This is a genomic window from Streptomyces sp. NPDC055140, assembly GCF_053607285.1.
The window spans coordinates 211,194-232,434 of sequence record NZ_JBSGTG010000013.1 but is presented as its reverse complement, the minus strand read 5'-3'; the positions used below and the strand labels follow the sequence as shown (position 1 = coordinate 232,434).

At 71.8% G+C, this 21,241-nt stretch carries 18 protein-coding genes and 1 pseudogene; 9 read left to right on the top strand and 10 right to left on the bottom strand.

Features of this window, described 5'->3' with window-relative positions; all coding sequences use genetic code 11:
• Positions 1-92: 92 nt before the first annotated feature.
• Positions 93-938 carry a response regulator gene (locus ACWFR4_RS24980; RefSeq protein ID WP_453654603.1) on the top strand — a complete coding sequence of 282 codons (846 nt, stop codon included), beginning with the start codon at positions 93-95 and terminating at the stop codon, positions 936-938.
• Entirely contained in the window at positions 931-2,043 is a 1,113-nt protein-coding gene (locus ACWFR4_RS24975; RefSeq protein WP_453654601.1) for a sensor histidine kinase, read from the top strand. Before ACWFR4_RS24980 ends, ACWFR4_RS24975 begins: the two co-directional genes overlap by 8 nt.
• Positions 2,044-2,076: 33 nt before the next feature.
• Here ACWFR4_RS24975 and ACWFR4_RS24970 read toward each other — a convergent pair whose 3' ends face one another.
• A complete protein-coding gene (locus tag ACWFR4_RS24970) occupies positions 2,077-3,102 on the bottom strand; it encodes an NAD-dependent epimerase/dehydratase family protein (protein WP_453654599.1) in 1,026 nt (341 codons plus the stop codon).
• A 209-nt stretch (positions 3,103-3,311) separates the two neighbouring features.
• On the opposite strand from ACWFR4_RS24970, the gene ACWFR4_RS24965 reads away from it, so the two are divergent.
• Positions 3,312-4,103, top strand: coding sequence for a VOC family protein (locus tag ACWFR4_RS24965; protein ID WP_453654597.1), 792 nt, complete (start codon positions 3,312-3,314; stop codon positions 4,101-4,103).
• A gap of 100 nt (positions 4,104-4,203) precedes the next feature.
• Here the strand turns inward: ACWFR4_RS24965 and ACWFR4_RS24960 are convergent, their stop codons facing one another.
• Entirely contained in the window at positions 4,204-4,836 is a 633-nt protein-coding gene (locus tag ACWFR4_RS24960) for a peptide deformylase (RefSeq protein ID WP_453457927.1), read from the bottom strand.
• A 193-nt stretch (positions 4,837-5,029) separates the two neighbouring features.
• On the opposite strand from ACWFR4_RS24960, the gene ACWFR4_RS24955 reads away from it, so the two are divergent.
• Positions 5,030-5,749 (top strand): GNAT family N-acetyltransferase, encoded by a 720-nt coding sequence (locus ACWFR4_RS24955; protein WP_453457929.1) that lies wholly within the window; start codon positions 5,030-5,032, stop codon positions 5,747-5,749.
• A gap of 22 nt (positions 5,750-5,771) precedes the next feature.
• Here ACWFR4_RS24955 and ACWFR4_RS24950 read toward each other — a convergent pair whose 3' ends face one another.
• The gene (locus ACWFR4_RS24950) at positions 5,772-6,236 is read right to left on the bottom strand and encodes a MarR family winged helix-turn-helix transcriptional regulator (RefSeq protein WP_453457932.1); all 465 of its coding nucleotides are present in this window, start codon (positions 6,234-6,236) and stop codon (positions 5,772-5,774) included.
• A 67-nt stretch (positions 6,237-6,303) separates the two neighbouring features.
• Between ACWFR4_RS24950 and ACWFR4_RS24945 the strand changes: the two genes are divergently transcribed.
• From ACWFR4_RS24945 to ACWFR4_RS24935, 3 genes are all read left to right on the top strand, one after another.
• Positions 6,304-6,570 carry a hypothetical protein gene (locus ACWFR4_RS24945; RefSeq protein ID WP_453457934.1) on the top strand — a complete coding sequence of 89 codons (267 nt, stop codon included), beginning with the start codon at positions 6,304-6,306 and terminating at the stop codon, positions 6,568-6,570.
• Positions 6,571-6,729: 159 nt separating this feature from the next.
• On the top strand, positions 6,730-8,751 hold the full coding sequence (locus ACWFR4_RS24940) for an oxidoreductase (protein ID WP_453654595.1): 2,022 nt from the start codon (positions 6,730-6,732) through the stop codon (positions 8,749-8,751).
• Positions 8,752-8,812: 61 nt separating this feature from the next.
• A complete protein-coding gene (locus ACWFR4_RS24935; RefSeq protein WP_453654593.1) occupies positions 8,813-9,352 on the top strand; it encodes a PadR family transcriptional regulator in 540 nt (179 codons plus the stop codon).
• A 229-nt stretch (positions 9,353-9,581) separates the two neighbouring features.
• Here the strand turns inward: ACWFR4_RS24935 and ACWFR4_RS24930 are convergent, their stop codons facing one another.
• Entirely contained in the window at positions 9,582-10,685 is a 1,104-nt protein-coding gene (locus tag ACWFR4_RS24930) for a Gfo/Idh/MocA family protein (RefSeq protein ID WP_453654591.1), read from the bottom strand.
• Positions 10,686-10,834: 149 nt separating this feature from the next.
• Positions 10,835-11,821: a fibronectin type III domain-containing protein gene (locus ACWFR4_RS24925; protein WP_453654589.1), complete on the bottom strand. Its 987-nt coding sequence runs from the start codon at positions 11,819-11,821 to the stop codon at positions 10,835-10,837.
• Between the two features lie 176 nt (positions 11,822-11,997).
• Here ACWFR4_RS24925 and ACWFR4_RS24920 point away from each other — a divergent pair.
• A pseudogene (locus tag ACWFR4_RS24920) lies at positions 11,998-12,234 on the top strand (glycoside hydrolase family 75 protein); the annotation flags it as partial.
• A gap of 76 nt (positions 12,235-12,310) precedes the next feature.
• Here ACWFR4_RS24920 and dhaM read toward each other — a convergent pair.
• From dhaM to ACWFR4_RS24895, 5 genes are all read right to left on the bottom strand, one after another.
• Positions 12,311-12,754, bottom strand: a complete 444-nt coding sequence (dhaM, locus tag ACWFR4_RS24915; RefSeq protein ID WP_453457948.1) for a dihydroxyacetone kinase phosphoryl donor subunit DhaM — start codon at positions 12,752-12,754, stop codon at positions 12,311-12,313.
• Positions 12,747-13,349 (bottom strand): dihydroxyacetone kinase subunit DhaL, encoded by a 603-nt coding sequence (dhaL, locus tag ACWFR4_RS24910; protein ID WP_453457951.1) that lies wholly within the window; start codon positions 13,347-13,349, stop codon positions 12,747-12,749. The genes dhaM and dhaL overlap by 8 nt, the downstream gene beginning before the upstream one ends.
• Before the next feature lie 37 nt (positions 13,350-13,386).
• A complete protein-coding gene (gene dhaK / locus ACWFR4_RS24905; protein ID WP_453654587.1) occupies positions 13,387-14,379 on the bottom strand; it encodes a dihydroxyacetone kinase subunit DhaK in 993 nt (330 codons plus the stop codon).
• Between the two features lie 964 nt (positions 14,380-15,343).
• Entirely contained in the window at positions 15,344-19,504 is a 4,161-nt protein-coding gene (locus ACWFR4_RS24900) for a caspase family protein (RefSeq protein WP_453654585.1), read from the bottom strand.
• Entirely contained in the window at positions 19,501-20,400 is a 900-nt protein-coding gene (locus ACWFR4_RS24895; RefSeq protein ID WP_453654583.1) for an antibiotic ABC transporter ATP-binding protein, read from the bottom strand. Before ACWFR4_RS24895 ends, ACWFR4_RS24900 begins: the two co-directional genes overlap by 4 nt.
• Before the next feature lie 379 nt (positions 20,401-20,779).
• Here ACWFR4_RS24895 and ACWFR4_RS24890 point away from each other — a divergent pair, with 379 nt between their 5' ends.
• Complete coding sequence (locus ACWFR4_RS24890) at positions 20,780-20,962, top strand: hypothetical protein (RefSeq protein WP_453457960.1); 183 nt, start codon at positions 20,780-20,782, stop codon at positions 20,960-20,962.
• Positions 20,963-21,241 lie beyond the last annotated feature (279 nt).

Sequence of the window (21,241 nt, the reverse complement as noted above, 5' to 3'; positions counted from 1 at the left end):
TCGGCCCTCAGCTCCTTACGAAACGCGGACGTCGCGCGCGGGCGACCCCTCCGGCGGCTCCGACCGGCACCTTCGGGTGCGACGCTGATGGAATGCAGACACCACCGCTCGGCCGTGTCCTCGTCGTCGACGACGACCCGACCGTCGCCGAGGTCGTCGCGGGCTACCTGGACCGCGCCGGCTACGACGTCGACCGCGCCGCCGACGGCCCGGCCGCCCTCGACCGCGCCGACGCACACGGGCCCGACCTGGTCGTCCTCGACCTCATGCTGCCCGGCATGGACGGCCTCGAGGTGTGCCGCAGACTCCGGGCCCGCGGCCCCGTCCCCGTGATCATGCTGACGGCGCGCGGCGACGAGGACGAGCGCATCCTCGGCCTCGAGGTCGGCGCGGACGACTACGTGACCAAGCCGTTCAGCCCGCGCGAGCTGGTCCTGCGTGTCGAGTCGGTGCTGCGCAGGGCCCGCGCGGCCACGGCACCCAGGCCGGCGGGACCGCTGCGCGCGGCCGGCCTCACCGTCGACCCCGTGTCACGTCGAGCCGCCAAGGCGGGGGTCGACGTCGCCCTGACGATAAGGGAGTTCGACCTCCTCTCCTTCTTCCTGCGCCACCCGGGCCGCGCCTTCTCCCGCGAGGAGCTCATGCAGCAGGTGTGGGGCTGGGACTTCGGCGACCTGTCGACCGTCACGGTCCACGTCCGCCGACTGCGCGGCAAGATCGAGGACGACCCGGCGGCCCCGTGCCTCATCCAGACGGTCTGGGGCGTCGGCTACCGCCTGGACCCGGGCCCAGGCCCGCACGGCGACGCCACTCGATCCGGCCGTGCGCCGGAAGTCCCTCGGCCAGGCCGCGCACCGGACGTTTCTCGGTCCGATCGTGCGCCGGAAGTCCCTCGGCCCGACCGCGCACCGGCAGACTGGACCGAACCCCGTGCATGACATGTTCCTCATCGCCCTCTTCGCGTTCCTCGGCGCCGTCGGTGCGGGCCTGCTGGGCGCGCTCGCCCTGTTCGTCCTGCGCCGTCGCTCCCTGACGGTGTCGCTCACGGTCGTCGCCGCCGTCGCGGTGACGGCGATGCTCGCCGGAACGCTCGTCGTGGCCTGGGCGATGTTCCTGTCCCCGCACGACCTGACCGTCGTGACGACCGTCGCCGCGATGGCCGCCACCGTGTCACTGGCCACCGCGCTGCTCCTCGGCCGCTGGGTCGTGGCCCGCAGCAACGCGCTCACCCTCGCCGCCCGCTCCTTCGGCGACGGCGGCAGCTTCGCGGCGCCCCTCGTCCCCGCGACGGCGGAACTCGCCGCACTCTCGAGGGAGTTGGAGGCCACCAGTGCCAAGCTGACCGCCTCCAGGGACCGCGAGCGCGCCCTGGAGACCTCGCGTCGCGAGCTCGTCGCCTGGATCTCGCACGATCTGCGCACCCCGCTCGCCGGGCTCCGCGCGATGTCCGAGGCCCTGGAGGACGGCATGGCGGCCGACCCGGACCGCTATCTGCGCCAGATCCGCACCGAGGTCGAGCGCATGAACGACATGGTGGGCGACCTCTTCGAACTGTCGCGCATCCACGCGGGGACCCTCGTTCTGAGCCCGTCCAGGATCTCCCTCCACGACCTGGTGGGTGACGCGCTCGCGGGCGCCGACCCGCTCGCCCGCGAACACGGCGTACGCCTCGTCGGCGACCGCATCGACAAGATTCCCGTCGAGGTCGACGGCAAGGAGATGAGCCGCGTCCTCGGCAATCTCCTTGTGAACGCGATCCGTCGCACGCCGGCCGACGGCACGGTCGCCGTGGCGGCGGCCGGCTCCACGGACGGTGTGGTCCTCACGGTCACGGACGGCTGCGGCGGCATCCCCGAGCAGGATCTGCCGCGCGTCTTCGACACGGGATGGCGCGGCAGCCACGCCCGTACACCCCCGTCGGGCGCGGGCCTCGGGCTCGCCATCGTCAGGGGAATCGTGGAGGCCCACCGGGGCAGCGCCGCCGTGCGCAATGTGGCCGGCGGCTGCTGCTTCGAGGTGACGCTCCCGGCCGCGGGGGTGTAGCGGGCACGCGCCCCGGCGGCCGGCAGAGTCACCTCACCCCAGCTCCGCCTTGGCGAACTCCGTCATCCCCTCCTCGAACCCCACCTCGGCGCGCCACCCGAGCTCCGCCCTGAGCCGGGCCGGGTCCGCCGTGATGTGCCGTACGTCGCCGAGCCGGTACTCGCCCGTGACGACGGGCATCGGCCCGCCGTACGCGGCGGCGAGTGCGTGGGCCATCTCGCCAACCGTGTGCGGGTCCCCGCTGCCCGTGTTGTACGCGACGCACGAGTCGGAGGGCCGGTCGCCCATGGCCTCGAGGGCGAGTGCGTTCGCCGCGGCCACGTCGTGAACGTGCACGAAGTCCCGCCGCTGGCGGCCGTCCTCGAAGACGCGCGGGGCCTGGCCCCGGGCCAGCGCCGACCGGAAGAACGACGCGACGCCCGCGTACGGGGTGTCGCGCGGCATCCCCGGCCCGTACACGTTGTGGTAGCGCAGCGACACCGCCCGGCCGCCGGTGGCCCGCGCCCAGGCGGACGCCAGATGTTCCTGGGCGAGCTTCGTCGTCGCGTACACGTTGCGCGGGTCCGTGGGGGCGTCCTCGCCGACGAGGCCGGGGCTCAGCGCATCGCCGCACTGCGGGCACGCGGGCTCGAAGCGGCCCGCCAGCAGGTCGGCCTCTGCGCGCGGTCCCGGGCGCACCACTCCGTGACGCCCGCACTCGTACCGCCCCTCCCCGTACACGACCATCGACCCGGCGAGCACCAGATCCCGTACCCCCGCCGAGGCCATCGCGGCGAGCAGCACGGCCGTGCCGAGGTCGTTGCGGGAGACGTAGTCGGGCGCGTCGGCGAAGTCCTTGCCGAGGCCGACCTTCGCCGCCTGATGACACACCGCGTCGACGCCGGCAAGGGCCGACTCCACGGCGGCGGGGTCGCGTACGTCGGCGACCATCCAGGGCCTGCGTTCGTCCGGGCCGGGCGGCCGGACGTCGAGCACGACGACCTCATGTCCTCGTGCGGAGAGAGTGTCCACGACCGCGGACCCGATGAACCCGGCACCGCCGGTGACCAGTACACGCATGCCGCCCACGCTATGCGGGGCGGGGCGCCGCGAAGGCTCTCCGCGCCGATACGTCATGGCTCCGTAAGGCTTGTGCGAACAGAGTTCGGTATCGCGCGGCGGCCTGTACGCGGCTAGCGTGAATCGGTGAAACCGGGATGAATCGCTCCGCCGTCGCCCGGACCGTCCCACCCCCGGAACCACCACCACTCGGAAGAAGGGTTCGCGCCATGGCCGCACGACCGGAGGGCGCGCCCATCTGGGCCGACGCCATGTTCCCCGACCTGGAAGCCGCCAAGCGCTTCTACGGCGAGCTTCTCGGCTGGACGTTCGAGGAGGGCCAGGAGGAGTTCGGCAACTACACACAGGCGAAGTCGGACGGAAAGCGGGTCGGCGCGCTCTCGCCGCAGATGCCGGGCATGGAGGGCACCCCGCCGTCCTGGAACCTGTACCTGGCCACGCCCGACGTCAAGGCCACGGCGGCCCGCGTCAAGGAGGCCGGCGGCACCCTGTTGATGGAGCCCATGGAGGTCGGCGACTTCGGCTCGATGGTCAGCGTCCAGGACCCGGCCGGCGTCTTCTTCAGCCTCTGGCAGCCGGGTACGCACGACGGGTTCGAGAAGGTGGGCGAGCCCGGTTCGTACGCCTGGGCGGAGGTGACCACGCGTGACACCGGGAAGACGGACGGGTTCTTCGAGGCAGCGTTCCCGTACGAGGTCCGGAAGATGGCCGACGAGAACGTCGACTTCAACATCTGGCAGCTCGACGGACAGCCCCAGCTCGGCCGCTTCAAGATGACCGAGGACTTCCCGCCGCAGGTCCCGTCGTACGTGAACGTCTACTTCGCGGTCGACAACTGCGACGCGGCGGTCGCCACGGTGACCAGGCTCGGTGGAAAGCTCCACTACGGCCCGATGGACACCCCGTTCGGCCGCTTCGCGGCGGTGACGGACCCGCAGGGCGCCGCGTTCTCGGTGATCGATCTGAGTACGACGGAGGGCGAGATGCCCGACCTCACCTGACGGGAGGGCACACGGGTCCTCAGGGACGCGGATCCTCAGGGATACGGGTCCTCAGGGATACGGGTCCTCAGGAACGCGGGCTGTCAGGGGGCACGGGCCCTCAGGGAAGCGAGAAGCCGAGCGCGCCCGCGGCCAGCTCCGCGGTGGGCTGTGTCCAGCGCTCGGCCATCGCGTTCCGGGTGGACAGCGAGCGCAGCTCCGCCCGGTCGAGGTAGAGCGTTCCGTGCAGATGGTCCGTCTCGTGCTGCACGATCCGGGCGGGCCACCCCGTGAACTCCTCGTCCACGGCGTGGCCCCGCTCGTCGAGCCCGCGCAGCCGCACCCGCTGGTGCCGGGAGACCACGGCCTGCAGGCCGGGCACGCTCAGGCAGCCCTCGAAGAACGCGGCGCGGTGCGCCCCCACGGGCACGTACGACGGGTTGATCAGGACGCGGAACGGCTGCGGCACCCGGCCGCGCGCCGCCCGCACCTCCTCGGGGACCTCGGCCGCGTCCTCGACGACGGCGATGCGCAGCGGGACGCCGATCTGCGGTGCGGCGAGACCGACACCGGGAGCGGCGTGCATCGACGTGCGCATCGCGGCGATCAGACGCTCCAGGAGCGCGGGTTCGAGCTGACCGTCGTAGGTCTGCGCGGGGGACCGGAGCACGGGGGCGCCCGCCTCCACGACCGGCAACGGGTGCTCGCCCGCGAGCAGTTCCTCGACGCGGTCACTCAGGGGTACGGAGGGCATCGCGCCAGCATGCCAACAAGGATCACGCGTCGGCAACGTCCAGCGCGCCGCGCGCATCGTTGCGGGCTCGTGAACATTCCCCCGGTGAGGGAATGAGACCGCGGTGACATGGGCTTTCATCGGAGGGCGGCCATGGTCGGCACGGCCGCTCCACCGCCCGCACGCCCACCGCCGCCTCCTGGGAGCCCGCCGTATGTCCGTCCCGGCCGCCGCCACCGCCCACCCGCTCGACAACCCCGCGTACGCCTCCCTCACCGGCCCGCACGCACACTTCGCCGAACGGCGGGGCCGGGTCGTGCGGTACCCCCTCGACGTGTCGCCGTGGCTCGCGCTGCCGGACGAGCCGGGACCCGTGGACTGGGCGGATCTCGCGGCGCTCGCCGGGCCGGGCGAGACCGTCCCGCTGCCCGGGATGCGCACGGCGCCGCCCGAGGGCTGGGAACTCACGATGAGCATGGACGGGGTGCAGCTCGTCGACGACGGCGTGGCCGCGGCGCCGGACGCGGAGGCCGTGCCGCTCGGCACGGCCGACGTGCCCGAGATGCTGGACCTCGTCGCGCGCACCCAGCCGGGGCCGTTCCTGCCCCGCACCGTCGAACTCGGCACCTATCTCGGGATCCGCAGGCAGGGCGCGCTCGTGGCGATGGCGGGGGAGCGGCTGCACCCGCCGGGCTGGACGGAGATCAGCGCCGTCTGCACCGACCCGGGCCATCGCGGCCAGGGGCTCGCGGCCCGCCTCGTCCTGGCCGTGGCGGCGGGGATCAAGGACCGCGGCGAGACCCCGTTCCTGCACACGGCGGCGCGCAACACGAACGCCATCAGGCTCTACGAGTCCCTGGGCTTCCGGCTGCGGCGCACCACGAAGTTCATGGCGGCCCGGGCCCCGGAGTTCGACCACGCCGCCGCCCGCTGACGCGCCGGATGTCCGGGGCGGCTCAGGCCTCTTCCTGGACCTGCGCGTTGTAGCGCAGCAGATAGTCCGCGAAGCGCACGAGATCCTCCTCGGGCCAGTCCGCCACCCGCTCCTGGAACGCCTGGCGGCGGCTGACGGTGACCTGGGCGAGGATGTCGGCGCCGGCCTCGGTCGGATGGAGGACCTGGACGCGGTGGTCGTCCGGGTCCACCCGGCGCATCACGAGCCCGGCCCGCTCCAGCGCGGACACCTGCCGGCTCACCGTCGACTTGTCGAGGGCGTAGTGCGTGGCGAGGTCCGTCGCCCGGCAGCCGCCCTTCTCGTCCAGGTGGCTGAGCAGGGTGTACGACACGAGCGACAGCTCGGGGTGCATCCGTCCGGCCATCGCTCTGGCACGCCGCGCGAACGACGTCATCTCGCGCTGAATGGTCTCGACGGCCGTTACTCGGTCTGTCACGTGCTGTCCTCTCCCCGCTGCTCGTTGCATTCTACAACCGAGGGAGGAGTGTGCCGCGGGCAGGCGCGTTCCCGTGCCCGGGGCTAGCCTCCTGAGCATGAGCGACCCCAGTGATGTGCCCGCCCGTTACACGGTCCTGGTCAAGCCCCAACTCGCCGACAAGGACGGTCACCCCGTGCACGGCAACCCCCTGCGCGTGGTGTCCGTCGAGGCCACGGGATCGTCCGGGGAGTCCGGCTATCCGCGCTTCGAGGGCGACGGGGTGCAGGTGGAGATCGACCCGCTCACCCGCTCCGTCGAAGCTGTGACGGTCGACGGCGAGGAGCTGCCGTACGGGTGGGTGGCCGAGGTCGCCGCGGACTGATCGGCCGCCCGGCCGCGCCGTACCCCCCGTGTCGGGCGGGGCGGGGCGGGGCGGGGCAGCGCTGCGCGGCGTGGCGCAGCTCTCTTATGCAACTTGTTGCAAAAGCGAGGCGTCGTCGTCTACAACTGTGACGACGTTCGCCGCGCACGGAGGGCCACCATGAGCCGATACCCGCACCTGCTCACCCCGCTCGACCTCGGATTCACCACGCTGCCCAACCGGGTCCTGATGGGCTCCATGCACGTGGGACTCGAGGAGGCGGAGAACGGCTTCGCGCGCATGGCGGAGTTCTACGCCACCCGCGCCCGCGGCGGCGTCGGCCTCATGGTCACCGGAGGCATCGCCCCCAACGAGGCCGGACGCCCCTGGGCCGGCGGCGCGAAGCTGACCACCGAGGCGGAGGCCGACGAGCACCGCCAGGTCACCGACGCGGTGCACGCGGCGGGCGGGAAGATCGCGATGCAGATCCTCCACTTCGGCCGCTACGCCTACCACGAGGACCTCGTCGCCCCGAGCCCGCTCCAGGCGCCGATCAGCCCCTTCCCGCCGCATGAACTCACCGACGCCGAGGTCGAGCAGACCGTCGAGGACTTCGCGCGCGCCGCCGAACTCGCCAGGCGGGCGGGCTACGACGGCGTGGAGATCATGGGCTCCGAGGGCTACCTGATCAACGAGTTCATCGTCGCCGCCACGAACCGGCGCACCGACCGCTGGGGCGGTTCGTACGAGAACCGCATCCGCTTCCCCGTCGAGATCGTCCGCCGGGTCCGCGAGCGCGTCGGCACGGACTTCATCCTCATCTACCGGCTCTCGATGATCGACCTCGTGCCCGGCGGCTCCACCCTCGAAGAGGTCGTGCAGCTCGCCAAGGCGATCGAGGCCGCCGGCGCCACCATCATCAACACCGGCATCGGCTGGCACGAGGCCCGCATCCCGACCATCGCGACGTCGGTGCCGCGCGGCGCGTACACCTTCGTCACCAAGAAGGTCATGGGCGAGGTCTCCATCCCGCTCGTCACCACGAACCGCATCAACACCCCTGAGATCGCCGAGGAGTTGCTCGCCGACGGCTGCGCCGACATGGTGTCCCTCGCGCGGCCCCTGCTCGCCGACCCGGATTTCGTGGCCAAGGCCCAGGCCGAGCGCTCGGAGACCATCAACACCTGCATCGGCTGCAACCAGGCCTGCCTGGACCACACGTTCAGCGGCAAGATCACCTCCTGCCTCGTCAACCCGCGCGCCTGCCACGAGACCGAACTCGTCCTCGCGCCCACCCGCCTGCGCAAGCGCGTCGCCGTCGTCGGAGCGGGCCCCGCAGGTCTCGCCTGCGCGGTCTCCGCCGCCGAGCGCGGCCACGCCGTGACCCTCTTCGACGCCGCGTCCGAGGTCGGCGGCCAGCTCAACGTCGCCCGCAAGGTCCCCGGCAAGGAGGAGTTCGACGAGACCCTCCGCTACTACCGCGCGCAGCTCGAACTGCACGGCGTGGACGTCCGGTTGAACACCCCCGTCACCGCCGCCGACCTCACCCCGGACGCGTACGACGAGGTGGTCGTCGCCACCGGCGTCACCCCCCGCACCCCCGAGATCGAGGGGCTCGACCACCCCAGCGTCGTCGGCTACCTCGACGTCCTGCGCGACGGCGCGCCCGTCGGGGAGCGCGTCGCGATCGTCGGCGCGGGCGGCATCGGCTTCGACGTCGCCGAGTACCTCACCGACAGCGGCGACAAGGCCAGCCAGGACCCGGCCACGTACTTCCGGCAGTGGGGCGTCGACATGGACTACCGCGACCGCGGCGGCCTCGCGAAGCCCGACCGGCCCGCCCCGCCGCGCGCCGTCCACCTCCTCCAGCGCAAGACCTCGAAGGTCGGCGCCGGACTCGGCAAGACCACCGGCTGGATCCACCGCACCGAACTGCGCCACCGCGGCGTCACCATGGTCGCGGGCGCCACCTACGACCGCATCGACGACGCGGGCCTGCACGTCACCGTCGACGGCAACTCCACCGTCATCCCCGTCGACACCGTCGTGCTGTGCACCGGCCAGGACCCGGCCCGCGGTCTGTACGACGACCTGCTGGCCGCGGGCCGCGAGGCGCACCTGATCGGCGGCGCCGACGTGGCCGCCGAGCTGGACGCCAAGCGCGCCATCCGCCAGGGCACCGAGCTGGCCGCGGCGCTGTGAGACCGGCGGTCACGTGGCCGGGCCCGCCGGCCGCGTGACCGCCTCCGCATAAGGTGCAGCCATGTCACTCCCGCACGCGATCCTCACGGCCCTCCTGGAGAAGACGTCGTCGGGCCTCGAACTGACGCGCCGCTTCGACAAGTCGATCGGCTACTTCTGGTCGGCCACGCACCAGCAGATCTACCGCGAGCTGGGCCGCCTGGAACGCGAGGGGTACATCAGGGCCCTGCCCGCGCCGACGCCCGCGCGCGGTCAGAAGAAGGAGTACGAGGTCCTGCCCGAGGGCCGCGCCGAACTGGCCCGCTGGACCGCCGCGAGCCAGGACCCCAAACCGCTGCGCGACCCGTTGCTCCTGCGCCTGCGCGCCGCCGCCGTCGTCGGCACCGACGGCATCGAGGCCGATCTACGCCGCCATCTCGACCTGCACCGACGGCAGTTGGCGGAGTACGAGGAGATCGAGAAGCGGGACTTCCCGCCGGGCCTCGACTCCGTCGAGGACCGCCTGCAGCACGTCGTGCTGCGCGCGGGCATCGACCTGGAGACGTTCTGGGCGCGCTGGCTCGAACAGACCCTGGATGAACTCGGCCTCGACCCGTCCTAGGGCCTTTCGTTTGGATCAGGCTGGGCTCACGGGGTCTGGCACGCACTCCCCCCACTGCCTCAAGAGCGTGGGGGGACCCCCAGCGGCATTGTCGTCACTCGCCGACTCCCCCGAGCTCTCGGCTGCACTCGGGCAGGGGCGACCCCCATCACGTCGTCTCAATCCTCCGCCTTGCAGGTGCACGCACCGGACCCCGCTCCCTGATCCAGCCCGATCCGAACGAAAGGCCCTAGCCGAGCGTCGCCGCCCCCGGGTCCCAGTCCGCCGGCACGGGCGGTGGTGGCGTCGGGGAGGTGGCGATCCGGGTGAACTCGGCGTGTTCGGCCGAGTGCGTGATCGCCGTCATCGTCTGCAGGACGTGCAGGGCCAGTGCTCCCGACGCACGTGGCGCACCGCCCCGGCGGATCGCCCGCGCCAGGTCGAGCACGCCGAGCCCGCGCCCGTCGGTGCGCCCCGTGACCGGCAGGTCGCGCCAGTCGTCCGCCCCGTTGGCCCGCACCTTCAGCGGCCCGCGGAAGGTGTTGGGGTCCGGCACCGCGAGGACGCCCTCCGTGCCGGTGACCTCGAACTGGATACGCGGCAGCGCCGAGTCGAAGCTGAAGACCGACGTCGCCCGCACCCCCGACGCGAACTCGACGAGCGCCGACACATGTGTCGGCACCGCCACCGGGAACACCTGCCCCGCTTTGGGCCCCGACCCGACGACGCGCTCCTCGCGCGCGCGTGCCGCCGAGGCCGCCACGCGCGACACCCCGCCGAACAGTGCCACCAACGCCGTCAGGTAGTACGGCCCGAGGTCGAACAGCGGTCCCGCGCCGGGCTGGTAGAAGAACGCCGGATCGGGGTGCCAGCGCTCCGGCCCAAGGCCCTGCACCGCCGTCGTCGCCGCCACCGGCTCGCCGATGTGCCCCGCCCCGACGGCCCGCAGCGCGGACTGGAGCCCCGCGCCGAGGAACGTGTCCGGCGCGTTCCCCACAAGGAGCCCCCGTTCCGCCGCCTGGGCGAGCACCTTCTCGGCCTCGCCGGGGGCCAGGGCGATCGGCTTCTCGCCGTACACGTGCTTCCCGGCCCGCAGCGCCTGCGTCGCGACCTGCGCGTGGGCGGCGGGCACGGTGAGGTTCACGACGAGCTCGACCTCGGGAACGGCGAGCACCGTCGCCACGTCGCCGGCAACCGGTACGCCGTGCTCGCGCGCGACGGCCGTGGCGCGGCCCGCGTCGAGGTCGGCGACACCCACCACCCGCAGATCGGGAAAGGCGGACAGTGTCCGCAGATACTCCTTGCTGATGACGCCCGCCCCGACGACGGCGACACCGACCGGCCCCGAACTCACGCTGCCCCCAAGGCGGATGCGTAGGTGATGCGGCCGCTCCCGCGCGGCTCCGGAGACGGTAGGACGCCCGGAGGGGAGCAGACAAGGGGCGCATGCGGACGGGAGCCGGGCAGAGGACAGGTTCCATGGTCCGGCCCGGAAGGCCCTGCTCAGGACCCGGTGGTGACGCTCCGTTCGGCGGAGTAGGCGCCCCACGTCCCGTCGGGCAGCTGGGCCCGGATCCGCACCCGGTGCCGGACGCCGTCCTCCTTGCCCACGTAGAAACTGTTCCGCGCCGTGCCCTTGGGCGGGGCGTCGCCCCAGACGAGCGTGGTGGCCTGACGGCCGTCGAGGTAGATGCGGTACGCGGGCACGGTGCCGCCCGTGCGCGGCGGCGTCCACGACAGGTCGATGTAGTACGCGCCGCCGGCCCGGCGGGACGTGGCGCGGAAGTCGGTGGGGGCGGTGCCGGGGCCCTCGTCGGAGCCCTTCGCGGTGGTGAGCCTGAGGGCCGGGCCCGCGGGGGAGGTGTTGTCGGCGGCGTCGCGCGCCTTCACGGTGAACGAGTAGGCGGTGCCCGGCCGCAGCCCGGTGATCAGCGCCCGGGTCTCGCCCCCGCCGACGCTGTGGATCTTCGCTGCGCCCTGGTAGATGTCGTACGAGACGACGCCCTTGTCGTCCTTCGACGCGCCCCACGACAGCGAAGCCGCCCGGCCGCCGTCCGCCCGGCCGCGCAGCGCTCCCGGCCGGGTCGGGGCCGACCGGTCCTCGGCCACGGCGGCCGGGGTGGTGACGGCCACCTTCGCACTGAGCGGTCCGAGTGTGCCGTCGGTGTCCTCGGCCCGGACGGAAAAGGTGTAGGCGGAGCGCGGGTGCAGCCCGACGACATCGACCATGTGCTGTTCGCCCGGCACCTCTTTCACCTTGGTGACGCCCCGGTACACCGTGTAGCCCTTGACCTCGGCGGCTCCCTCGGGGCGGCTCCACATGACGTGGACGGAGGTGGCGCTGCCCGCCTGCGCCGTGACTCCGGCGGGGGCCGTGAGGGCGGGACCCTGCCGGGTGTCGTCGTCGAGCGGGCCGCACGAGGTGGCGAACAGGAGCGCGGCGGCGCAGGTCGTGTACGCCAATGGGGTGCGTCCGAGAATGCGTCGCACGGCAGGCCTTCCGCTCGGAAGCATTGGTACAGACCTGTATGTCATGAGTGACGGGGCCACATCAAGAGGCGGGGTGGTGCGCGTCGTTCCCGTCCGGACCCCGAGCGGTGGACCGCACGCTCGGGTGAGCCCGGATTGGGTTTTCATGACCTCACGCGGCCGCTACCGCAGCGACGAACGACAAGGTCCAGTACGCCGTCGTCGGCGACACGGGACCGGAGAACGTCATCGGCGAGGCCTCGTACGCCGCCGCGGTGAACCTGGGTATCAACCCGCATCCCGTACGGGGCGGCGCCGCCGGCGAGGTCACGTACATCCTGTTCAAGAACACCGCAGTGCGGCCCATCGAGAGCCACCGAGCCGCCGTGGCGCTGGGCGAGCCGCAGGCGAAGAAGTTCCTGTCTGTCAACTGAGCCCGGAATACTCCGGGTTGGGGCGACGGCCGCACACGGCGCGTCGGGGCGACGGGTGAGCCGCCGCCCCGGTAGCTCACACCTTCCGGTACGTGTACGCCTCGACGGCCGCCGCCTCGACCGCGTCCAGATCCGCCCCCGCCGACGCCGTGACCACCGCGGCCACGGCCCCTTCGACGAAGGGGGCGTCCACCAGGCGTGCCCCGTCCGGGAGTTCATCGCCCTCGGCCAGCAGCGCCTTCACGGTGAGCACCGCGCTGCCCAGATCGGTGAGCACCGCGATGCCCGCACCCCGGTCAACTGACCGTGCGGCCCCGGAGATCAGCTCGGCGCTGGTGCCGAGCCCGCCGTCCTCGGTGCCGCCCGCCGGTGCCACGGGGACGTCCGCGCCACCGCCCGCGAGCCCCTTCGCAAGTTCCGCCACCGACTCGGCGACGGCGCGGCTGTGCGACACGAGCACGATCCCGACGGCCTTCTCCTGACCACTGCCCCCGCTGCCCCCGCCCCCCGGCTCACTCATCGCGGGCCGCCTCGACCAGGGCCCCGATCAGCAGCGCCGACGACGTGGCGCCCGGGTCCTGATGCCCGATGCTGCGCTCGCCCAGATAGCTCGCCCGCCCCTTGCGCGCCTGCATCGGCGTCGTGGCGAGCGCGCCCTGCTCGGCGGCGGTGGCGGCCGCGTCGAAGGAGGTGTCGAGCGCGTCGACCGCGGGCACCAGCGCGTCGATCATGGTCTTGTCGCCCGGCGCGGCACCGCCCAGCGTCATGACGGCGTCCACCCCGGTCCGCAGCGCCGCGGCGAGTTCCGCCTCGCTGACCTCGGGGGCGTCCCCGAGCGCCTTGCCCGTACGGCGCAGGAGCGTCCCGTACAGCGGGCCCGACGCGCCGCCCACGGTCGAGATCAGCTGGCGTCCGGCGAGGGTGAGGACACCGCCGGGGGTGGCCGGTGCCTCCTTCTCCAGGACGGCGCTCACGGCGACGAAGCCGCGCTGCAGATTGCTGCCGTGGTCGGCGTCGCCGATCGGCGAGTCGAGTTCGGTGAGCCGGGCCGCCTCCCGGTCGACGGCCGCGGTGGCCGCGGTGAGCCAGCGTCGGAAGAAATCGGCGTCGAGCACGTCATCTCCTTGCGTGGTGGTGATGGTTTGGACTGCCTCACATGCCCCAGCGCAGGCCCGCCGTGCTGACGGGCGTGTCCCACAGGCGCAGCATTTCCTCGTCGACCTGGCACAGGGTGACGGAGGCACCGGCCATGTCGAGCGATGTGACGTAGTTCCCGACGAGGGTGCGTGCCACCGGCACGCCGCGTTCGGTGAGCACGCGCTGGACCTCGGCGTTGAACCCGTAAAGCTCGAGGAGCGGGGTCGCGCCCATGCCGTTGACGAGGACGAGTACCGGGTCGCTAGGCTGCAGGTCTTCGAGAACGGCGTCCACGGAGAAGTCGGCGATCTCGCCGGAGGTCATCATGGCGCGCCGTTCGCGGCCCGGCTCACCGTGGATACCGACACCCAACTCCAGCTCGCCGGTGGGCAGATCGAAGGTGGGGCTGCCCTTGGCGGGCGTGGTGCACGCGCTCAGGGCCACACCGAAGCTCCGCGCGTTCGCGTTGACCTGACGGGCGATCGCCTCCACGCGCTCCAGTGGCTGCCCCTCCTCGGCCGCCGCGCCCGCGATCTTCTCGACGAACAGGGTCGCGCCCGTGCCGCGCCGGCCCGCGGTGTACAGACTGTCGGTGACGGCCACGTCGTCGTTGACGAGGACCTTGGCGACCTGGATCCCCTCGTCCTCGGCGAGTTCCGCGGCCATGTCGAAGTTGAGCACGTCACCCGTGTAGTTCTTCACCACGAAGAGCACCCCGGCGCCGCTGTCCACGGCGGCCGCGGCCCGCACCATCTGGTCGGGCACCGGCGACGTGAACACCTCACCCGGACAGGCGGCCGACAGCATCCCGTGCCCCACGAACCCCCCGTGCAGCGGCTCGTGCCCCGACCCGCCGCCGGAGACGATCGCGACCTTCCCCTCGGCGGGGGCGTCCCTGCGCGCGATCACGCGGTTCTCGACATCGATGATCAGCTCCGGATGGGCCGCGGCCATTCCCCGCAACGCGTCGGCGACCACGGTCTCGGCCACGTTGATGAGCATCTTCATGGGTACCTCCGGATGACGTTAATAGGTGATGCCCTGACCTGTGTACTGCCTGGTCAGAGTGGGTGTAGACCCTTTTGGGTCTTGGCGTTCGTTGATGGTTGATGGAGGGTTGGGTGGGTCTGATGCTTACTTTGTTGACGGGGTGTCAGGTTGCGGGCGTGCAGTTGGACCGTGCGCAACATCCAGTATGGGCGGACGGCCCTTGTCCCACACCGGACGTGCCGGTAGGAGTCGATGGCGCGCGTCGTGCGGGGCGACAGGGACTGGCCGCTCCGCTGGTACCCGCTGTGGATTCGGTCCCATCGCAGCAGGCGGGACTCGTGCTCCACGATCTCCAGCATCTCGGGGGCGCGCCCCGCAATGCGCTTCCTGTCCCACCCCTTCAGCCTGGAGCCGTACGCGATGTTCTTTGGCGCCGTCATGTGCGGCCGCAGGGGGTTCTTGATGCAGGCGATTGCGAAGGCGCGCCGGCTCTCACTCCAGTCAGGCGGACTTGTGCGTGCCCTGGGATGAGCGCGACATGGCAGCGCCAGGGCGGTCTTTGAGGCCGATCTTCGTCTGACCAGCGCGAACGGGCGAGACGGTGAGCTGGCAGGTTGAGTTGGTCCGTGCCTGGTCCGGATCTTGGAGATGACGTCTGTCTGAGCGGGGCGGAAGGTCGATGCCTTGCGGCAGGAAGCTGGCCTGGTGGGGCGACAGCGGGAGGTCTGGGCGGGGCCAAGCCGAGGATCGAGCAGCCCCGCCCCTGAAGCAGAGTCGCCCAAGGCGTGAAGTGCTTGCCAGGACGCCCCACAGTTGGGGTGCCCGTGCCTTGGGGGAAGTTCACGGCTGCGTTGGGGCTATCGCCGCAGACCGTGCAGGACATCGAGTGGCGGCATGCAGGTGGCAGATCGAACGCGCCGCAATGCCGTTGCGGGGGCGGCTCCGGCCGGAGTCTGGTTCGATCGGGCCCTGTGCGACGCCGTTATGGCTTGCGGGTGCGCTGGAGTGCGACGACTTCATTGGCCATCCCCAAGATGATGAAGTCGCCGTACGTCGAGACGGCTTGCGCCGGCATGGGCAGCGAGTGCACCGCCACCACACGGCTTGAGAGCAGGTCCCACACCCGCACCGTCCTGTCGTCACTGGTGGTGAGGGCGTGAGGACGTTTGTCCATCTGCGCCACTGTCACTGCCGTCACGCGGTCTGTGTGGCCGGTGAGGGCAGTGCGTTCCGTGCCGGAGACCGGATCCCACACTCGCACCGTCTTGTCCTCGCTGGTGGTGACGGCGTGGGGGTGGTCGTGGAGCTGTGTCAACGACACCGCGGTCACCCTGCCTGTGTGGCCGGTGAGGGCAGTGCGTTCCGTGCCGGAGGCCACATCCCACACCCGCACCGTCCCGCCGTCGGCGAAGAGGGCGTGGGGACGGTTGTCGATCTCCGTCACCGCCAGCACACTCACCCAACCGCTGTGGCTGCTGAGGGCGGCGTGTTCGGTGCCGGAGGCCAGATCCCACACCTGCGCTTTCCCGTGCTGGCTGGCGGTGACGGCGTGGGGACGGTCGTCGATCTCCGTCACCACCAGCGCGGTCATCAAACCGGTGTGGTTGGTGAGGGCGGCCCTTTCGGTGCCAGTGACTAGATCCCACACCCGCACCTTCTCGTCACCGCCGATGAGGACGTGGGGACGGCTGTCGGCCTCCGCCACGACCAGCGCACTCACCCAACCTGTGTGGCCGGGGAGGACAGCCCGTTCAGCGCCGGTGGCCAGGTCCCTCACCCGCACCGTCCCGCCGTCGCCGGTGAGGACGTAGGGGCAGTCGTAGATCTTCGCCGTGGCCAGTGCACTCACCCAACCGGTGTGGCTGCTGAGGGCGTCGTGTTCGGCTCCGGAGGCCAGATCCCACACCCGCGCCGTCTCGTCATGGCCGGCGGTGACGGCGTGGGGACGGTTGTCGAGCACGGTCACCGCCACTGCGCTCACGCGGTCTGTGTGACCGGTGAGGGCGGCGCGTTCGGTGCCGGCAACGAGGTCCCACACCCGTACCGTCCTGTCTTCGCCGGTGGTGACGGCGTGGGGACGGTTGTCGATCTCCACCACCTCCACCGCGTACACAGCGGCGACGTGGCCGATGAGGTCGGCGCGTTCGGTGCCGGCGACCAGGTCCCACACCCGTACTGACCCGTGGTCACCGGCGGTGACGGCGTGGGGACGGTCGTCGATCTCCGTCACCGCCATCGCGTTCACCCCGTGAATGGGATCGATGAGGGCGGTGGATTCCGTGCACGAGATCAGATCCCACACCCGTACCGTCCCCTCGGCATGAGCGGTGAGAGCGTGGGGACGGTTGTCGATCTCCGCCACCGCCGCTGCTGTCACTCTGCCGGTGTGGCTGCTCAGGACGGCGTGTTCGGTGCCGGAGAGCAGATCCCACACCCGCACCGTCCCGTCGGTGCCGGTGGTGACAGCGTGGTGACGGTTGTCGATCTCCGTCACCGCAGTGATCCAACCGGTGTGGCCGGTGAGCGTGGCGCGTTCGGTGCCGGAGACCAGATCCCACACCCGCATCGTCCTGTCGCCGTCGGTGGTGAGGGCGTGAGGACGGTTGTCGATCTCCGTCACCACCACTGCGTTCACGCTGCTGGTGTGGCCGGTGAGCGTGGCGCGTTCGGTGCCGGAGACCAGATCCCACACCCGCACCGTCCCGTCGCTGCCGGCGGTGACGGCGTGGGGACGGTTGTCGAGCACGGTCACTGCCACCGCATTCACCCCGCCTGCGTGGCCGGTAAGGGTGGTCCGGTGCGCAGGGTGGACAAGGTTTCCTGTAGCCCAGCGGGGTGCCCACGGCCGGGTCCGCGCGAGCTGGGCGGCGAGCTCGGGTTGCCGGTAGCGGGCGGCGTCGATGGCCAGGATGTCGCGGCGGGCGTCCGCGGGAAGAGGAACGTGGGCGGCAGCTGACGCGCGATAGATGTCCGCGATGGTGCGGTGAGCCGGGTCGGTGACCGTGTCCAGGGCGCGGAGCAGCGGCGCGGGGTCGGCGTAGATCAGGTACTCGGGGTCTGCCAGCAGCGCGGGAAGGATGGTGCCCGCTGCGGCATGGGTGGCTGCGTGGTGGCGGATGTAGGGGTGGGCGGCGGGCCAGTCGTTCACGCCGGTGGCCGGGTCCTGGTGGACCAGGGCGGTGAGGGTGCGGGCGATGGTGGCGTGGTCGTCGCGTTCGTGGCCGGTGCGGCGCAGGTGTTCGGCCATGGTCTCGTGGAAGAGGCGGTAGGCCGATCCGTCGGGGGTGGGGGTCTCGATGATGTACGCGCCTGCGTGCCGGTGGAGCCAGTCGAGGTCGTCCTGGGAGCACGGCAGGCCGGACAGGGCCTCGGCGAGGGGGGCCCAAAGGGTGGACCAGGGAAGGCCGGCGCCCTGGGCGTAGGCGAGGGGGCGCAGGAGCCGTTCGGCCTTGGGGCCGTCGGGGCCGAAGCGTTCGAGGTAGGCGGCGAAGGCTTCCTTCGCGTCGCTGGGCAGGCGCTCGCGCCAGTCGGGCCGACCGGTGTCGATGGGGATCTGGCCGTGGACGAGGGCGCGTGCCGTCATGCGGGCGACGAGGTAGGAGAAGCGGGCTCGTTCGGCGATGCCGTCGGCGATCGTGGCGGCCAGGTCGGGGTCGTGGCGGTAGGGGGAGCGGCTGTCGGGGTCCTGGGCGTCTTCGAGGACGGCGCGGGCGTACGCGGTGATGTCCGCGCGGGTGAGGTGTTCGGGCGCGTCGAGGTCGAGGACGTGTACGGCATGGCCGAGGGAGGGGATCTGGGGGCGACGGGTGCCGACGACGAGCCGTACCGCGGGGAGTGTGGCGAGGGGCTGGAGGAGTTCGCGGGCGATGCGTTGGCTCTCTCGGGTGTCGCCCGCGGTTCCGGCCTCGTCCAGGGAGTCCACTAGGACGGCGACGGGTGCGGTGCGGGCGGACAGCGCGGTCAGCACGGTGTCGCGGTCGGCGGGGGCGGGCAGGTGCAGGGCTGCGGCGAGGTCGGTCAACAGGTCGGCCAGGGAGGCCCGGCGCGCGTGCAGGGCAATCACGGAGGGGTAAGCCGGCGGCAGCCGTTCGCTGCCGGATGCGTCCCCGTCCCTACGCGTCCTCGGAGTGTCCGGGTCGGTGAGGGCGAGGAGGCGTCCGAGCAGGGCCGACTTGCCCGAGCCGGGGTCGCCGGTGACGACGCGGGCCTTGCGGTCGTGGTCCGCGTCGCGGGCGGTGAGGAACGCGGTGAGTTCGTCCAGGGCGCGGGCACGGCCGGTGAAGTAGTCGCCACGTTCCCCGGCGTGTTCCAGCCCGCGGCTACGGGGGCCGTAGTGCGGGTCGTAACGGCGGCGCAGCAGGGCGAGGCCGGCCAGATCGATGCCTTCGGCGGGCAGGCCGGGCAGGAAGACGGGGCTGGGGAAGAAGGGGTCCTGGCCGTCGGTGTCGGTGGTGGTCAACCGAGCCTGCTGGCTGGGGCGGTGAGCCCTGAAATGGTCGTTGACGCGCTCGGTGACCTCGCGCACGCTCACGTACTCCTGGGTCGCGCCGTGCCGAGGGTGGGCGAAGACGTCGGCGAGGGCGTCCACGAACACGGTCTCCTTCGCGCGGTCCCGGGCGCGGGCGGCAGCCAGGTGCCAGCGGTTGGCCCGCCCGCGGTGCAGGTCCGCCAGATCGGCGGCGAGCCGGCTGACGTCCGCCGTACCGGCCCCCGCGTAGCAGGTGTCGAGTACGACCAGCAGATGCCCCACCGCGCTCTTCACCAGCGGCCTGGCCAGGTCCTCGGCCGCCAGCGCCCGGGTCCACCGGCCGGGCCTGCTGTCGGCACACAGCAGGTAGTGGCGGTCCTCCTCGCAGACACCGTGTCCAGCGAAGTACACCACCACCACGTCTTCCGGCCCCAGAGAAGTCTCCAGGGTCCAGTCCTCGATGCCTTCGGCGAGCGCGTCCCGGGGCGGATCGTCGGCCAGCTCGGTGAGGACGGACGTGTAGCCCATGGGCTCCAGCAGTTCCCGTACCCTGCGCACGTCCGCCGCGACACCGGGCAGGCCGTCGATGCCCGGATTCCGGAAGGCACCGACACCGGCCGCGATCAGGAACCGGCGCCCCGCCACGGCGTGTTCGGCGTCTTCGCAGGTTGTCATGCGTGCGGCGTCCGGAGAGCGGCGGCGACGGCGGTCGCGGTCTTCGGAGCGGTCAGGTAGCGCTCGAAGTCGTGCATCCGCACCCCGTTGGTGATCGTCCTGTCGGCCACCCCTGCGCCGGGGCCGGACACGAACCGCGGGGCCAGCGCGCCCACCAACGCGACGATGTCACCCGGGTCGGCGACGTTCGTCCACCGCACCACCCCACCGGGCCACGCCCCACGGCCCTCCACCGGCAGCGGGCTCAGCCGCCGGTGGATCACCGGCAGACCCAGCGGAGAGCCCACCGTCACCAGATCCGTCACCGGCCAGTCAGGGTTGTCGCACAACGCCTCGTACGCGACGACCGAACCCAGCGAATGCGCAACCACCACCCGTGTGTCGGCACCGATCTCGGCGGCCACCGCCGCGCGGGCGGCCTGCCACACTGGCGGCTCGTCCAGATACCGGCGCACCTGCTTCAGCTCACCGATCAGCATCCGCTCCGACACCGGCTGGAAGAACCGGGCCTCCGTCAGCGAGTTCAACCGCTCACGCACCCACCGGGAGAGCAGCACCCGGGACGCGGCGTACCCCGCAGGCCCCCGCGTCCCCTCGTCGTCGGAAGGTGGCACCCCGTCGTCGATCTCCTCCGCCCGGCGGCACCACACGTCGAGGAGTTCGGCCTCCAGACCGTCCTCCACATCGTGCTCGTTCCACGCGGGGAGACCGCCCGACCGAGTCCCTGGCTCGACGAAGCAGTGCCCGTAGAACGCGCACGCCACATCCTCCGGGAGGAGCGTCATCCCCGTGGCCAGCTTCACCCCGTCACGGACCGCTGCACCCAGCCGCAACGACAACAACTCCGGCCCCTCAAACTGCTGAGCAACCCCGTGCACCAGCACCACCCGCGCCACAACCGCCCTCCCCCGAGTCTCTGCCCAACTGCCTGCTCAGAGTAGGGGCACTGCCGCACCCTCCACCGACAGTTCGCGAATCACACAGCGAACACAGGACACCCACCGCCGGGTATCGGACGCAGCGCTGCCTCCTGCCCTGCATTGGCCCGCCGAAGGCTGCCGAGTCCAGGATGAAACTCGCGACAGAGGCTCCGCACGAAACGTCAACAGTTCCCCGGGCGTGCCCCAGTGCAGCAAAGACGGCTCGGCAGACGGGCGAAACCACTGGACTTGTGTCCTCAAGTACCAACGGCCCACCGGAAGCCTTCCCAGTCGCCGTCTCGCCCGCCCTGCTCCCCGCCCGCGGCCAGCGCAGTCTCGGTGGTGCTGCCGCGGCGTGAACTGTCCCGACGACGACATGGACATCTATCCCCGCTCGGCCAGGCGCCTCGCCCTGGACCGCACGCTCTCGATCTTCGCCGGCACCAGCTTCAGTCCCAGCCAGGCCGCGCTCCCCTTCGCCGACGCCCTCTCATCGCCGCCCGGCTCGGATTCCACCAGCTCCACGATCCGCCGATAGTTGGGTGCGACTGCTTGCACGGTCACCCCCTCGCCGTGCTGCGGCACGATCGCCCCCGCAACCGGGAGCTCGTCCACCGTCGCCTCGCGCGGGCCGGGGACAAGCGCATCCGCCTTCGGCCGGAGCAGCCAGGGCCTCGGCCGGCTCCGTGAGGACGATCATCGCGCTCCAACACCGCCTCCGCCTCGCCGAGTTCAGCAAGAACCCGCTCCGCCTCCACGCGAAGCTCATGCACCCGCACTCGGGCAGCCGCTTCGCGCCGCTCCAACAGACCCATTA

Coding starts and splice junctions, on each gene's coding strand:
- ACWFR4_RS24980 (WP_453654603.1), top strand. CDS start 93: ATGCAGACACCACCGCTCGGCCGTGTCCTCGTCGTCGACGACGACCCG.
- ACWFR4_RS24970 (WP_453654599.1), bottom strand. CDS start 3,102: ATGCGTGTACTGGTCACCGGCGGTGCCGGGTTCATCGGGTCCGCGGTC.
- ACWFR4_RS24965 (WP_453654597.1), top strand. CDS start 3,312: ATGGCCGCACGACCGGAGGGCGCGCCCATCTGGGCCGACGCCATGTTC.
- ACWFR4_RS24960 (WP_453457927.1), bottom strand. CDS start 4,836: ATGCCCTCCGTACCCCTGAGTGACCGCGTCGAGGAACTGCTCGCGGGC.
- ACWFR4_RS24955 (WP_453457929.1), top strand. CDS start 5,030: ATGTCCGTCCCGGCCGCCGCCACCGCCCACCCGCTCGACAACCCCGCG.
- ACWFR4_RS24950 (WP_453457932.1), bottom strand. CDS start 6,236: ATGCAACGAGCAGCGGGGAGAGGACAGCACGTGACAGACCGAGTAACG.
- ACWFR4_RS24945 (WP_453457934.1), top strand. CDS start 6,304: ATGAGCGACCCCAGTGATGTGCCCGCCCGTTACACGGTCCTGGTCAAG.
- ACWFR4_RS24940 (WP_453654595.1), top strand. CDS start 6,730: ATGAGCCGATACCCGCACCTGCTCACCCCGCTCGACCTCGGATTCACC.
- ACWFR4_RS24935 (WP_453654593.1), top strand. CDS start 8,813: ATGTCACTCCCGCACGCGATCCTCACGGCCCTCCTGGAGAAGACGTCG.
- dhaM (WP_453457948.1), bottom strand. CDS start 12,754: ATGAGTGAGCCGGGGGGCGGGGGCAGCGGGGGCAGTGGTCAGGAGAAG.
- dhaK (WP_453654587.1), bottom strand. CDS start 14,379: ATGAAGATGCTCATCAACGTGGCCGAGACCGTGGTCGCCGACGCGTTG.
- ACWFR4_RS24900 (WP_453654585.1), bottom strand. CDS start 19,504: ATGACAACCTGCGAAGACGCCGAACACGCCGTGGCGGGGCGCCGGTTC.